At 59.5% G+C, this 14885-nt stretch carries 13 protein-coding genes; 5 read left to right on the forward strand and 8 right to left on the reverse strand.

Features of this window, described 5'->3' with window-relative positions:
- Positions 1-162 precede the first annotated feature (162 nt).
- The gene (locus ACOYW2_RS21725; protein WP_482419988.1) at positions 163-324 is read left to right on the forward strand and encodes a hypothetical protein; all 162 of its coding nucleotides are present in this window, start codon (positions 163-165) and stop codon (positions 322-324) included.
- Positions 325-587: 263 nt separating this feature from the next.
- A complete protein-coding gene (locus ACOYW2_RS21730; RefSeq protein ID WP_482767964.1) occupies positions 588-1085 on the forward strand; it encodes a hypothetical protein in 498 nt (165 codons plus the stop codon).
- Between the two features lie 405 nt (positions 1086-1490).
- On the opposite strand, the gene ACOYW2_RS21735 is transcribed toward ACOYW2_RS21730, so the two are convergent.
- The 8 genes from ACOYW2_RS21735 to ACOYW2_RS21770 all read right to left on the reverse strand — a co-directional run bounded on the left by ACOYW2_RS21735 (position 1491) and on the right by ACOYW2_RS21770 (position 10256).
- Positions 1491-1931 carry a hypothetical protein gene (locus tag ACOYW2_RS21735; protein ID WP_482767965.1) on the reverse strand — a complete coding sequence of 147 codons (441 nt, stop codon included), beginning with the start codon at positions 1929-1931 and terminating at the stop codon, positions 1491-1493.
- Positions 1907-2704 (reverse strand): GTPase, encoded by a 798-nt coding sequence (locus ACOYW2_RS21740; protein WP_482767966.1) that lies wholly within the window; start codon positions 2702-2704, stop codon positions 1907-1909. The genes ACOYW2_RS21735 and ACOYW2_RS21740 overlap by 25 nt, the downstream gene beginning before the upstream one ends.
- 674 nt (positions 2705-3378) lie before the next feature.
- A complete protein-coding gene (gene hydE, locus ACOYW2_RS21745; protein WP_482767967.1) occupies positions 3379-4302 on the reverse strand; it encodes a [FeFe] hydrogenase H-cluster radical SAM maturase HydE in 924 nt (307 codons plus the stop codon).
- Positions 4299-5753: an aspartate ammonia-lyase gene (locus tag ACOYW2_RS21750; RefSeq protein WP_482767968.1), complete on the reverse strand. Its 1455-nt coding sequence runs from the start codon at positions 5751-5753 to the stop codon at positions 4299-4301. The genes hydE and ACOYW2_RS21750 overlap by 4 nt, the downstream gene beginning before the upstream one ends.
- 581 nt (positions 5754-6334) lie before the next feature.
- On the reverse strand, positions 6335-7747 hold the full coding sequence (gene hydG, locus ACOYW2_RS21755) for a [FeFe] hydrogenase H-cluster radical SAM maturase HydG (protein WP_482767969.1): 1413 nt from the start codon (positions 7745-7747) through the stop codon (positions 6335-6337).
- Positions 7748-8153: 406 nt separating this feature from the next.
- The gene (locus ACOYW2_RS21760) at positions 8154-8504 is read right to left on the reverse strand and encodes an iron hydrogenase small subunit (protein WP_482418060.1); all 351 of its coding nucleotides are present in this window, start codon (positions 8502-8504) and stop codon (positions 8154-8156) included.
- Between the two features lie 13 nt (positions 8505-8517).
- Entirely contained in the window at positions 8518-9849 is a 1332-nt protein-coding gene (locus ACOYW2_RS21765; protein ID WP_482767970.1) for a [FeFe] hydrogenase, group A, read from the reverse strand.
- A 185-nt stretch (positions 9850-10034) separates the two neighbouring features.
- Complete coding sequence (locus ACOYW2_RS21770; RefSeq protein WP_482767971.1) at positions 10035-10256, reverse strand: hypothetical protein; 222 nt, start codon at positions 10254-10256, stop codon at positions 10035-10037.
- Positions 10257-10702: 446 nt separating this feature from the next.
- Here ACOYW2_RS21770 and ACOYW2_RS21775 point away from each other — a divergent pair, with 446 nt between their 5' ends.
- The 3 genes from ACOYW2_RS21775 (at position 10703) to ACOYW2_RS21785 (ending at position 14847) form a co-directional block, all read left to right on the forward strand.
- Positions 10703-11362, forward strand: coding sequence for a flagellar assembly protein A (locus tag ACOYW2_RS21775; RefSeq protein WP_482767972.1), 660 nt, complete (start codon positions 10703-10705; stop codon positions 11360-11362).
- Positions 11363-11378: 16 nt separating this feature from the next.
- Positions 11379-12422: a hypothetical protein gene (locus ACOYW2_RS21780; RefSeq protein WP_482767973.1), complete on the forward strand. Its 1044-nt coding sequence runs from the start codon at positions 11379-11381 to the stop codon at positions 12420-12422.
- Between the two features lie 157 nt (positions 12423-12579).
- Positions 12580-14847, forward strand: coding sequence for an acetate--CoA ligase family protein (locus ACOYW2_RS21785; protein WP_482767974.1), 2268 nt, complete (start codon positions 12580-12582; stop codon positions 14845-14847).
- The last annotated feature ends 38 nt before the right edge of the window (positions 14848-14885 follow it).

Raw genomic sequence — 14885 nt, forward strand, 5'->3', positions numbered from 1 at the left:
AAAAAAGCTCCGCAAAAAACGTTTCTGATGAAAAAATATTTGAATTGTCTCGGCGAAAACTCGAAATGCTGGACTAAGACCTGTTAATCAAACGTTTGGACGCCGGAGGCATTACCCTTTTCCGGCTAAGCCCCAATCATTTACCAACAGGAGCTGACACACATGCCCACACTGTTTGCCATGCTTGCCGCAAGCGCCTCTGCCTACACGGTCTCCGGGTTGTTTGGAGAGCACAAAGGGATTGTCTCTTTTTTCCTTTCCTTTCTGGTATGGGTGGTGGTCTTTTGCCTGCTTAAACGATGGCTCAAGGAGCTGCGCCCGTAACCCCCAAGCCCGGATATTTCATGGAAAAACAACCAAGCAAAAATACTATTATTTCGAATGGTTACAATAAAAAATACCAACTGTTTTGAAAATGCAAAATGTAAATCGACGTTAGCTGTTTGATTTTCTCACCCTTCGGGCGAGCCGAGTGCACCCATCTTCTGCGTTATCAGAGCTTTGAGGTAAACCACTACATCTGCAGCTCTGATGCCTTGAATATGGGTGCTCTCGACTCGTGAAATATCCGGGCAAGGAGATGTATCGTGACCAAACAAGGCCCGCCCCCCAGCCGGGAAGAGCTGCTCCAAAGACGAAAAAAACTCAAGGACCGATTGGAGCGGGAACGGCGCATGGCCCTCATTGAGGACCTTGCAGCCCGCCTGAAGGCCCTGAATGTCTCCTTTGCCGTCCACCTGGACCGCGAGGCCGTTGGGTGGATCTTCGACCATTTTCCCGTGGTGTTTTCCGGTATTTACTGGAAAAAGGTGCAGGGGAGCACCACCTGCCCCTATATCGAAGACGAGGAAAAAGACCGGTTGATCGCAGGTATCATCTCAGACCACCTCGCACCGAACGATACGGTCACCGTGATTTTCGGCAATGCCGACACCCCTTGCCTGAGCCTGGAGGCCCGGGCGGTGATTCGCCACACCGACCTGTTTACCGACGAATGCGAAGACTTGTGGGTTGTCTGCCCGGAAACGGGATTTTGCCTGGAGTGCTACCACGAGGGGTATGTGGGGTATAGGGTGGGGGAATAGGAAAAACAGGTCAGAGGCAATAACAGGGGATAGATAATAGGTTATAAGGGAAGCACCTTATTTATGCCGCAGTGAATTAGCCCCGAAGGATTATCGTGTGGAGCGCCGCACTCCTGTGCGGCTTTTTTACATGGGCGGAGCGTCTGCCGCACGGCCGTGCGGCGAGTCCATCTTTAGTTACTATTCAGCTTGCCTCCGGCGTGACAAGCTTCAAAAAGCAATCTTAATGCCCCACCCTTCGTGTTGATCGCCCTTCAGGGCGATCAACACGAAGGGTGGGGCGAAACTGACAAAATTATTTCGGCAGAGCCTGGAAGCCTTGCTTAAGACCTGTTTGCAAAACTTTCTAAAAGTTTGGCCCCCGGCAGGGCCGCCGGAGGCTTTTTAACCCCATGTGCAGGGAAGCTATTCCCCGGCCAGCCCAAAGGGCCTGATCACGCGATCCAGGAGCCCCTGGACCTTGGAGATGGCCACCCCATAGTTGGTGATGGGCACGCCCCGTCTTCGGCACTCGCGGACGCGCCGGAGCATGGCCGTGCGGTTGAGCATGCAGCCCCCGCAGTGGACGGCCAGGGCGTATTTTTCCAGGTCTTCGGGAAAATCATTGCCGGCGTAAAACTCAAAGTTGAGGTCCAGACCGGTGTACTGGGTGATCCAGCGGGGAATTTTCACCCGGCCGATGTCGTCGGCCACCTCGTGATGGGAGCATGCCTCGCCCATGAGGATGGTGTCCCCGTCCTTAAGCTTGTCCAGCATGTCGGCCCCTTCCACCAGGGCTTCAAGATCCCCTTTGTACCGCGCCATGAGCGTGGAGAAGGTGGTCAAGGACCACGTGTAGCCGGGCACATAGCGGCCACCTTGAGGACCGCCTGGGAATCGGTGATGACCAGCGCCGGTTTCTTGCCCATGTTGGAGAGGGTCTCTTCCACCTCCCGCTCCTTGACCACCAGCCCCACGGCGTCGGCATCCAGGATATCTCGCAGCACCATCACCTGGGGCAGGATCAGGCGCCCCTTGGGAGCCGCCAAATCGATGGGCACCACGCAGACCACCCAGTCCCCTTCGTTCACAAGATCCCGCACCAGAAGAGGCTCCTCACGGAACTCTGCGGGGGCCAGGGCAATGAGGGCCTCCTTGAGCTCCCGCACCCCGTCCCCACCGTTGGCAGAGACGGCCAGCACCTTGATGCCCTCCTCGGCACACCACCGGATATCGGCCTCGGTCTCATCCCGCAGGTCCCTTTTGTTCAGGGCCACCAGAAAGGAGATGTCCATGCGGCGGAGCTCGGCAATGATCTCTTTTTCATAGTCCGTGATCCCCTCTTCACCGGCCACCACCACGGCCACGTCCGTCCGGAACAGCACCTTCCTGGCCGCCTGGATCCTCAGCTCACCCAGGGCACCCTCGTCATCCAGGCCCGCGGTGTCGTAAAAGGTCACCGGCCCCAAAGGCAGCAGCTCATGGTGCCGGGCCACCGGGTCTGTGGTGGTGCCGGGCATCTCCGAGACAATGGCGATCTCCTCCCCGCAGATGGCGTTGATGAGCGATGATTTTCCCGCATTTCGACGCCCGGTGAGCGTAATCACCAACCGAACCCCCTTGGGTGCTTTCACAGACATCTCTTACTCCTTCATATTAAAACAGAAACGCTTTCCCTGAGTTTTTTTTAAAAAAAATCAGCCTCCGGCGGCAAAGTGTGCCACCTTGAAAGCAGGTGGCGGATGCGCTTTGCCCCTCGTTCCTCGGGTCAAATCACATTCGCCTTTCAAACAAAATTCGGCATTGATCTTCGTTTGGGCCATGGTCGTATTTACATCATACCCCGCCCCACCTGCCCCTGGAGCGCCGCACTCCTGTGCGGCACGGGTAACGACGGACTAAAAAGCCGCACCGGAGTGCGGCGCTCCGTTTCGCTCGATCTTTTTCAGTTTTTTTGAAAGTCGCAGCCCAAACGATAACCAAGGCCCGGACTTCGTGCAAAAAACCATCAACACCTGTTTGTTCAATTTTTAATAAATTAAGCTGAATAATTACCGTTTTAAAAAAAATAACATGGGCATCTCCTGCAGAAGTGCCTGCAAAACGTCACACGTCACGCAAATGCCCCGACAACACCCGCTTAACAACGGTCTCCATGCATTTGCCATAGGGTTTCAAGGTGCCCCCACCTTGCCGCCAGAGGCGTTTTTCCTTTTCCATGCCCAACCTCACCAAACGCTCTACCCGCCCTTTTTTAGAAACCTTGGATCCTCCAAGGCTTGAGGATGGGGAAAGCCCCATGCTCCGAATAGACTTACGCGACCGTGCCGGTGTGGGCGGCGGTGCGGGTCTCCTGGTTTTTGCCCGGGTAGATGGCGTAATTTTTCCGCACCGAGGCAGGGGTAACGGAGAACATGAGCACGTTGGCTCCGGCGTCGATGCCCTGTTTTCTGCCCTCTTCCCGCACGGTTTCCAGGGCGCTGGTGGCCGGGATGTTGGCATGTGGGTTGAGGAGCCTCAAGATGGCCATGGTACGCAGGGCAAGCTGGGGATCCCCCGGACTCTCGGCGCCGAAGGGGGTCTGGGGATGGGGCACAAAGGGACCGGCGGAGATCATGTCCAAAGCAAGGTCGGTGACGGCCAGGATATCGTCCGCCAGGGTCTCCGGGGTCATGCCGGGCAGGCCGGTGATGATGCCGGAGCCTGCTTCGTAGCCCAGCCGCTGAAGGGTGCGGACCCCTGCCAGGCGCTGCTGGAAATCGCACCCGGGGCGATAGGTGCCGTAAAGGGATTCATCCAGGGTCTCCATCTTCAGGAGGTAACGATCGGCCCCGCACTCCCGCCAATGGGAAAAGGCCTCGGCACCCCGTTCCCCCAGGGAGAGGGTCACGGCGATGCCATGGTTCGCCTTGATGCTTTCGATAATGCGCCCGATAAAAGCCGCATCGTAATGGGGGTCTTCCCCGCCCTGGAGCACCACCGTGGGAAGGCCCAGGGCGGCCAGTTCGTCCACGGCGTCCAGGATCTCTTCTTCGGTGAGACGGTAACGAAACACCTCGTCGTTGGGCGCCCGTAGCCCGCAGTAATTGCAGCGGCACCGGCAGAAGCTGGTAAACTCCACGATGCCCCTTAAATAGATCTCGTCCCCGAAGATTTCGCGCCGAACAGCCCGTGCCCTGTCAAAGAGCCCGGCATCATCCTTTCCTTGCAGATAGGCAAGAATCTCGTCTCTGGTCATGATTGCTCTCCTTTGAAGAGGGCTTCATCTGCTGCGTCAAAGCCCAGCTTCTGCATGCGCTTGGGAGAAAGAACCGCCGCCACCTGCTCGCTGCTCAGCACGCCCTCTTCCACCACAAGGTCAGCAACCGAATGCCCCGTGGCCCGTGCCTTTTCAACCAGCCCGGCCACCCGGTCGTACCCGATAAAGGGGACCAGGGCCGTAAGCAGGGTGTCGCTTGCCGCCACGTGGGCCTTACAGGCCTCGGCGTTGGGGGTGATCCCCTCCACGCAGTAAACCCGAAAGCTTTTGACCGCTCCGTTTAACAGGGTGAGGGACTCCAGCAGCCCGTGGGCCACCAGGGGCATAAGATGGTTTAAGTCCAGCTGGCCCATGGAGGCTGCGGCCCCGATCATCTGATCGTTGGCCATGGTGCGCAGGCCCACCTGGATCACCGCCTCCGGGATCACCGGATTCACCTTTCCGGCCATGATAGACGAGCCTGCCTGGCGAGGCGGCAGGTTGATCTCCCCCAGGCCGCCGTGGGGACCGCTGCTCAACAGCCGCAGGTCCGAGGCGATCTTCACCAGGTTGGCGGCGTAGGCCTTTAAGATACCGGAGACCTCCACAAAGGAGTCGAGGTTCTGGGTGGCGTCCACCAGGTTCTCCGACCGGGCGATAACCACACCGGTCAGGGCCTTGAGACGCTCCACAACCTTAAAGATATACGCCCTCGGAGCGCCCAGCCCCGTGCCCACGGCCGTACCGCCCAGGTTCACCTGCTTGAGCCGCTCCCGGCACTTGAATACCCGCCAGCGATCCCGTGCGATGGCCTCGCCAAAGGCGCCGAACTCCATACCCAAAGTCATAGGCACGGCGTCCATCATCTGGGTACGCCCCAGTTTCACCACCGAGGAAAACGCGGTCTCTTTCAGTTGAAAGGCCTGCTGCAGGTGGCCGGTTTCCGTCTCCAGCTCTTTCAGGAGAAACAGCGCCGCCACATTCAGGGCCGTGGGATACACATCGTTGGTGGACTGATGGAGGTTCACATGATCCAGGGGCGAGACGAGCTCGCGATCCCCCCGGTGCGACCCGAGCAGCTCCGCAGCCCGCCCGGCGATCACCTCATTGACGTTCATGTTGGTGGAAATGCCCGCCCCGCCCTGGAAAGGATCCACCACAATCTGAAGCCCCAAGTCCCCTTGGGCCAGCTCGTCGCAGGCAGCGCAAATGGCCTCCCCAACAGAGGCGTCCAGGTACTTCAGGGAAACATTGGTTTCGGCACAGGCCCGCTTCACCAGGGCCAGGGCCCGAACAAAGGGCGCAGGAATCCTCTGGCCCGACGAAGGGAAATGATCCAGGGCTCGCCCGGTGTGCGCGCCCCAATACGCCGAGGCAGGCACCGCCACCTCCCCCAGGCTGTCCGTCTCTATCCGTGTGTCAGGACATGTCACGTCCATGGCATCTGTCATCTAAGGTATCCACCGTTGTGTCGTTTTTTCGTTTGCCCTCTGTGCCCGATACAGAGCCACAAGGCCCAGATCAAAAAACCAAAACATGCCTCCGGCGGCGAGGTGTGCCACCTCGAAAGCATATTGCCATTGCGATTTGCCCTTCGTTCCTCAGGGAAAATCGCAATGGCATTCGCCGCGGGCTGCGCCCGCCACCAACGCTGGCGACTATTCGGACATTGCCGCAAGCTCTGTAAAACCTTGTACGGAGTATCTCCGACGGCAGTGGGCATTGCCCTGTCTCAGGTTTCGTTCCCAGGCTCCGCCTGGGAATGATCCACGGAGGCTCTGCCTCCACGCTTGAAGCCGTTTTCCCCTGTACGTTTTATCCGCTATGCTTCACACGGTAAGGCGAAGCCTTGCCATCGGCACTCCCAGGCTGAGCCCGGGAGCGAGTGACACGACCTTCTCCTGCAAAAACGCTGGCTGAATATCACATGCCACGCGAATGCCCCGGCAACAATTGCATAACCACGACGTCCGTGCATTCGCCACAGGGTTTCAAGGTGCCCCCACCTTGCCGCCGGAGGCACCAGCGACATTTAAAAATACAGATCCCTCTCACCGTCGGTGACGCGTTTTAAGAGCTTGGAGAACTCTTTGCCGCACTTGCGCTGGGCCATGGTCTCTTCGCTCCTGGCCAGAAGGGCTTCGCCTGCGGCCCGGGTTTCGGGGCTGGCGTAGTCGCTCAGGTACTCGCGCAGGGTCAACAGGGCGTTGGGGATGCAGAACTCCTGGATAAAACCCTGCTTGGCAAGGCCCATGAAGTGGTCGCCGGTGCGTCCTTTGCGATAACAGGCCGTACACCAGGAGGGGGTAAACCCGTTTTCCGCCATTTCGCGGATCACTTCGTCCAGGGAGCGGTTGTCGCCGAGGCAGAACTGCTGAACATCTGGGCGGTCGTATTCGGGGTCGGAGTAGGCTCCGGGGTAGGTACGGGACCCGGCGCTCATCTGGGAGACGCCGAGTTCCATGAGCTCGCGCCTAAGCTCCCCGGTTTCGCGGGTGCTCATGATGAGGCCGGTGTAGGGAACGGCCAGGCGCGTGATGGCCACGATCTTTTTAAAACGGTGGTCGGTGATCACATCGGGAGGGTTGGTGGACATCTCGGAACCCAGGGCAGGCTCGATGCGCGGAAAGGAGATGGTATGGGGGCCGACCCCGGTGTCTGCTTCCAGCTGCTGGGCGTGGGCAAGCAGGGCCAGGAGTTCGAACCGGTGATCAAAGAGGCCGAAGAGCGCCCCCATGCCCACGTCGTCGATGCCGCCTTCCATGGCCCGGTGCATGGCGTGGAGTCGCCAGAGGAAATCGGTCTTTTTGCCCTTGAGGTGAACCTTGGCGTAGGTTTCCCGGTGATAGGTTTCCTGAAAACACTGGTAGGTGCCGATACCGGCGGAGGCCAGGGTCTTGAAGCCCTCGACGGACAGGGGCGCGCAGTTGATGTTGACGCGGCGGATCTCTCCGCTCTTTTCCGACTGGGTGGCGTAGACCGCTTCCACGGTCTCTTTCATCCATTCGGCGCCGAACCGGGGGTGCTCGCCGTAGACCAGCAGCAGGCGCTTGTGGCCCTGGTCTTCCAGCACCCTCACCTCGTCCTTGATCTCATCCATGGTGAGGGTTCGGCGGGTCAGCTCCTTGTTCGTTGCGTTGAACCCGCAGTAGCTGCAGCAATTGCAGCACTCGTTGGTGATGTATAAAGGCGCGAAGAGCACCATACGGTTCCCGTAGATGCTCTCTTTGACCCTCTTTGCCGTGGCGAAAATCTCGTCGTCCAGGCCGCTGTCTTCGCAGGCGAGAAGAACCGCTGACTCTTCAAGGGTCAGCCCTTTCATCTCACCGGCCTTGGCCAGGACCTCCCGGACCCTCTCAGGTGCCGGGTTGCTTGCTGTTTCTATGTGATTCCAGATGCTCGCCGCATCGATAAAATCCTCGGGGTGCTCAGGGTCATACGTCATTTCATCCATCCAGTGGCATGGTGCCTCGGCACCACACCGAAAGTCCCGGGCGCCGGCAGATATACAGGCGTCAAGGCTTCCCGCAATCTAATATGTTATTACAAAGGCTCCAACAGACCATCTGGTCCATGGGGACAACCGTGGCGATTGACCCCATGGCAAATAGCACATTTTGTGCCAGAAGGCTCATACAATACGAGAATCCGGAGGAAAAACACCTCTCCGGGCTGTGTCGGAAAGCTGTCAACAACAGCCGGAACCGCGACCAGGGAACCGATCAACCCATCCCATGCCTGTGCCCCTCCTGAATGCTCTCCATATCGACGAACCTGTATTTGTACCGGGTGGGAGTCAACCCATGGCAGTAAGGCCCCCGGTGCCGGGCCATGGGCCCGGCATGGATGCATCAGATGTACAATTCGATGCCCTTATCTTTGAGGGCCCGGATGCGAGCACTCCGGTCCTCGTAGGTGGTGTGGAGCAGGTGGTGGGAACGGTGCCCGCAGGGTCCCTCCTCCAGAAAGCCGCCCCGGGCGTAGAGTGCCCTCACCATGGGGTTATCCTGGGATTTACGAAGGGCATATTTGCGGGGGTCTGCGTCAGCGTTGTACACGGACTGCTGGCGAAGCCCCACCAGGTCCAGGACCGCTGCCACACTTTTCTTTGCCATGCCCGCGCCCACCACAGCGTACCCGCAGGCCAGGCCCGCTGCCTTGATAAAACTGCGCCTGGAGAGATCCCATCTTCCTTTTTTCATAACCTTGCCTCCTTTATCCCACCTTCCTCATGTTGAACCGCTTGTTCACCGTGGCCATCATCTTCTTGAACAGAGAGGCCTCCATAATGGAATCATCCACGGGCTGGCCCCCGCCGTTGACGCAGCCCCCCGGGCAGGTCATCACCTCGATGAAGTGCAGGTCGCTTGTTCCGGCCCGCACCTCCTCGCAGAGTTTTGCCGCCTCATGAAGGCCGCTCACCACGCCCACGCGCACGGGCCCGAAACCAGGCACCTCCACGGACACCTTGTTGATGCCCGTGCCGGTGCGCACGGCCTTGATGGCCGGGTCGGCAAGGGTCTTGCCGGAGATGGCCTCGTAGGCAAAACGCAGGGCCGCCTCCATGACCCCGCCGCTGGTGCCGAAAAGGGTGGCGGCCCCGGTGGCCATGCCCAGGATGGGGTCGGCCTCCTCATCGGGAAGGGAGGCAAAGGAGATCCCTGCTTTTTTGATGATGTAGGCCAGCTCCCGGGTGTTGATGGTGGCATCAATGTCCCGAGAGCCGCCTGCGTTCATCTCCGGTCGCAGCCCTTCGTATTTCTTGGCGATGCAGGGCATGATGGAGACGGTGTAGACCTTTTTGGGGTCTGTGCCGGTCTGCTGGGCCCCATAGGTCTTGGCCAGGGGCCCCAGCATGGCAACGGGGGACTTGCAGGTGGAAAGATGGGGGATCAGGTCGGGGTAAAAGGACTCGCAGAACTTGATCCAACCCGGACAGCAGGAGGTGAACTGAGGCAGGGGCTTATCGCCTTTGCCCCCGTTTTTCACGCGCTGAAGGAGTTCAGTGCCCTCCTCCATGATGGTGACGTCGGCGGTCCACTCGTTGTCCCAGATATAATCGAAACCCAGGCGCCGCAACACCGCATGTACCTTGCCCCCCACCCAGGTGCCCGTAGGCATGCCGAAACACTCGCCCAGGGCATACCGCACGGCAGGGGCTGTCATGGACACCACCACCGTATCCGGGTCTTTCAGCTTTTCCAGCACCTCGCTTACATAGGAGACACGCTCGGTCACGGCACCGTAGGGGCAATGGGTCAGGCACTGGCCGCAGTTCATGCAGACGGAAGGATCCACGATGTGTCGCGTGCCGTCCTCGGTCTCCTGGATCGCGCCGGTGGGGCAATGATGGGAGCACTCCCCGCAGCCCTGGCACACCTTCGGATCCACCTCCACGAAATAGAGGGTGTTGGGGTCTGTTGCCCCCGGAGAATAAACGGTATTGCGGATTCCTTCCATGGTTCGAACCGCTCCGGGCGGATCCACCCGGACCCCGGACAGGTCCATGGCGCGAGTTGCGGGTCTTTTCCTGGTTTCTTCTGTCATGTTGCGTGCTTCTCCTCCCATGTGGGTAAAGGGCAACCCCCCGTCGTAGACTGTATTCCTTATATTTAAGTTGCCTACCCACGCCGATGGGAAAATGCAACAGGGATATGTGTCCGAAAAAACGAACCAGTCCGCGTACCGCGTTAAGCCGCCGAAACACCTGACACATCCGGGCGCACCTCTTTTTATTCAATAATTTCTATTATTCCCTTCAATTTCATTAAAAAATCGCTTTTTGCCACTGAAATAGCGGTATCGCAAGATAACTCATGTAAGCCAACGGCAATTTGCATCGCCCACCGAACATCTTTGCTTAAAACACCCTCCAAGACCTTAAAAAAGGACTCCAAGTACGAAAAACAGGCCGCCATTTCAGCCTTTTTCCCATGTCTGTTTTTTTGTTCCACACTCGTTCGGGCTTTTGCGATCCATTCTTTCGTCACACTCCACAACAAGCAAACACAAGCAAAACAGCGTTTACCCTCTTCCGAAAACCATCCCCGGTCACCGACGTGCGTTGGTACCGTTCCTTTATCGGTAACATTCAGTCGAACAAGTAGTTTTGGGAATTGTGTTTTTAATAAAACGGAATTTTACCCGGCTTTTTTTACATAAACAGCACATCACTCCGGCGGCGGTTCCGAAGCCCCTTCATGCCCCTCACCACCGGCAGACTGTCGAAAATCCTTGAATATTCGTTCTAAACTTTTCCAGAAGAGCCGCCGATAGCATGAAGGTAATGGAAGTCGTTTTTCCATCGCCGCAGGTTCAGGGCCACCGCAAGCAGATCAGGACGCACCGCTCTCAAGACATGGGATGGGTGATTCGGTGCATTACCATGAGGAGCCGAGACATGACCGATACAGGACACGCGGTAATACCCCTCACAGAGATTCCTGTCTCCCGGCGGGAACAGGCCAAGGCCGATATCCTCGAAAGCTACCTGTTCAGCTCCCAGGTCCACACGCTCCAGACCCTCACCGTCACCATCACGGCCGGCATCAAGCCGGGTGAAGAAAAAATCAACGCCCTGGCACTGCTCCAGCTCCTGCAGCGGTTTCATCTGGAGACTGTCAAAATCAGCGCCCTGATTATCCACGGCGTGCTGGCCGAAGAACCCTTTGACGAATCCCTTTACGTCCCCTGGGATGACGACGGCCTCGGCCGGACCGTGCGCCTGGTTTCCAAGAACAACGACATCACCCTCACCGTCTCCGGCACCCTGCCCCGGGGCGGGAAAAGCGGCCGCATCACCCGAACCTTTTTCGACAAGGGCTCCAACGCAGGCAAGATCCTCTCCGACGGACGCATCGACTTCCGGGAGATGCTCCGCTACCCCTCGGCCAAGGCCGGGGATCTCCTCTTGCAAGTCTCCCTCCCCGACACCGCCAAAGACGGCCTCTCCCATGACGGCACCCCGGTCCAGCCTCCCGTGGCCAAGGAGTACCCCCTGAAGCTCAGAAAAAGGGCGCGAAGCGTGTACATCACCACCAGCGAAGGCGAACGATGTTAAGGCGAGCCGGGACGGCGTGGTCATCACCCACCTCGGCCCTGAAGGGATCTCGGCCATTGACATCACCGATCGCATCGTGGTGGGAGATATCGATTTTTCCGTGGGAAACATCGGCAGCGATGTGGTCTGCCCGGTGAGCATGCAGGCGGAATCGGTCAACGAGGGGTTCCTGGTAAAGGTGGCGGGGTCGGTGACCATCCGCACCATCAACGGCGGCCATGTGGAGTCCGGCAAAAAGGCAGCGGTGGATCAGATGCTGCCCGAAAGTCACCTCACCAGCGACGGGGATGTTGCCTGCCGAAGCGTCTCCTCCTCCACCATCTGCTGCGAGCACGGCACCGTGTCCATTCAGCGGGAAGCCATCGACGCCACCATCCATGCCCACCGGGTGGCCATCAACACCTCGGCGGCCCTGCTGCTTAACTCCCACATCCACACCTGTGTGGCGGATCTGGACAATGTACGGGTCAGCGGCACAAACCACCTGATCCTGGGGCCGGGTCTCTTTGCGAAACGCGATGAGCTCACCCTTGAAAAACGACGGATCAACACAGCCCTTCACGAGCTGGAGGAGACCCTCAACAAAGCCAAGGCATCCCTTGTGGCCGAACTCAAGAGCCTGTCCGCCGAGTTTGGAGAAGACGACTCCGTCAGGCCGGTGTTCAAGAAAATTGTCGCATCCCTCAAGGCCTATGAGTTCGAGGGGGTCCCCCAGCTGATGGCCTCCCTGAAGCGGGGCAACACCTGCCTGGCCGTCAGCGGTGCCATGCAGACCATCGAGCATACCCGCACCCTGTGCGGACGGTTCTGGGACCTTGAGGCCCAGGCCAAGGCCCTCCATGGCGAGATCTCAGAGGTGGAAGAGGCGCTCAGGACCATCAGCTTCAGCCTCAACGCACGCCTGCGTCCCTCCGCTGTCATCGCCATCCACCTCGGCAGCAACGACCCCGCGCCCCTCACCCTGGAGGCCCCTCCGGGCAGCGACCACGACCACGCCGTCAACATCAAGGGCAAATTCACCGTTGAAGAGGGGCTGGTGACCTCACAGCGTTCGCGTTAGCCCGGCATCCCCCCGGATGTTGACAGCCTGTCGGCGGCCCCGTATCCTGAACAAAACCGACACCATCAAGACGTTTATCAGCAGCCGCCCCGGCCTTCCGTCATGGGCTCCCCGCCCGGCCAGGGCCACCCCGTCCCCCACATCATACAGGTGCCCCATGCCCTTGGAACCCCGTCTAAAAAAAGAGATCGGCGCCATGCTCCGCGCCGCCCGCACAGCCGGTCGGGACATGCTCTTCGAGCATGAAGTGTACGCCATTCTCCGTGCCATGGACATCGAGGTCCCCCGCCATGCCCTCGTCACCTCGGCCCATGCGGTCACCCGAGAGCTTCTCCACGGCATCGGGGGGCCTGAACTGGTGATGAAGATCGTCTCACCGGCCGTCACCCACAAAGCGAGCGCCGGCGGCGTGTGCATGGTCCACGCCGACCCGGACTTTGTCCGCTACACCTTCGAGAAGATGACCTCTGCGTTTCGGGACATGGGCGTCCCGGTGGAAGGGGTGCTCATCACCGAAAAGGTGGACTACCAGCCCGAGCTGGGCAATGAAATCCTCCTCGGATTTCGGGAGAGCGAGACCTTCGGGCCGGTGCTCTCCTTTTCCAAAGGGGGCAGCGACGCCGAATTTTTTGCCAGGCACTTTTCCCAGCCCAACCTCATCCTCGCCCCGGTGGACCGGGACTGGGCAAGGGCCCTTTTGGAGTCCTCCCACATCCACGAAAAATTCAAGGCCTGGAACCGCGAGGCGGACGTGGGACGCATCGTGGACGTGGGCGTGGCCTTCTCCGACCTGGCTGTTGCCTTCTCCTCCTATTTCAACACCGGCTCCGACCACGTCATCACGGAGTTCGAGGTCAACCCCCTGGTCTTCGCCACCGACGGCCGGTTTGTGGCCGTGGACGGCTTTGCCCGTTTCAAAACCCGGGGGCCCCTGCCCGACCTGTCCATCGCCCCCGAAGCCACCATGAGGCCCTTTTTCGAACCCAGGGGCATCGCCGTGGTGGGGGTCTCCACATCGGACCCCACCAAGGCGGGGAACATCATCGTCGAAAACCTCATCCGCATGGAACGGCCCGACATCTTCTGCGTCAACCCCCGGGGAGGCACCCTCTCCGCAGGATCCCGGGAATTTCCCGTCCACACCGGCCTGGAGGCCATCGACGCCCCCGTGGAGCTTGTCATCGTCACGGTGCCGGCAAGCGCCACCCTGCCCGTCATCGAAGGGTGTGTAAAAAAAGGGGTCAAGGCTGTCATCCTCATCCCCGGGGGCTTTGCCGAGGTGGACAAAAACAGGGATCTGGAAGAGGAGATCTCCCGCCTCGCCAAAGAGGGCGGGTTTCGCCTCATCGGGCCCAACTGTTTGGGCATCGTCTACGAGGGAAGCCCCACCGCCAAAGGCCTCAACACCTTCTTCATTCCCGAAGACAAATTCTCCGTGAGCATGGAACGCGAGAACAAGGTGGCCATCCTGAGCCAGAGCGGGGCCCTGGGCATCATCGAGATCGACAACCTGAAAAACGCCATCTCCCCCAAGGTGATCGTCAGCTACGGCAACCAGCTCGATGTGGATCCCTGCGACCTGGTCACCTATTTTCAGGACGATCCCAGGATCAACGTCATCGGCTGCTACATCGAAGGGTTCAAGCGCCACGCGGGGCGCAAATTCTTCGACGCCGTCAGGGCCGGAACCAAACCGGTCATCGTCTACAAGGCCGGGCGCACCGAGGAGGGGCGAAAGGCCACGGAGTCCCACACCGCCAGCATCGCAGGGGAGTACGCCGTGGCCCGGGCCGCCATGAAACAGGCCGGGGCCATCGTGGCCGACACCATGGTGGACCACGGGGACTTCATCAAGACCTTTGCCCTCATGAACGACTTTGTGGTCTCGGGCAACCGCGTGGCCATCATCGCCAACGCCGGGTACGAAAAAACCTACGCTGCCGACAATTTGGGGGACCTGGTCCCGGCGGATTTCGATGAGGCCACCCTTTCGGCCTTAAGGGCCATCATCCCTCCCATGGCCGAGGCCTCCCCCCTTCTGGACCTCACCCCCATGGCCGATGACGCCATCTTTGCCGGTGCTGTCGAGACCATGCTCAAATCCCCGGACGTGGACGCCCTCATGGTCTCCATCGTGCCCCAGAGCGCCCTGATCCATACCACCGACGATGAGATCCGAACCAACCCGGACAACATCGCCGCCCGCATCATCCGGCTGGTCCATGCCTACAAAAAACCCGTGGCCGTCTCCGTCAACGTGGTGAGCCGTGCCGATGCCGTCTACAACGAGCTGGGACGCACCCTGGATGCGGGCGGGGTCCCCACCTATCTCACCGCCAACCGGGCCATGGTCTGCCTCAACGCCTTTATCCGCCACCGCCTGAGCCGGGACATGACCCGGCCCTTGAGCCACCGGCTGAAATAAGGCACAAAAAAACGCCGTGCGAGTGACCTCGCACGGCG

Source organism: Desulfoluna sp. CLI2B (assembly GCF_056847375.1).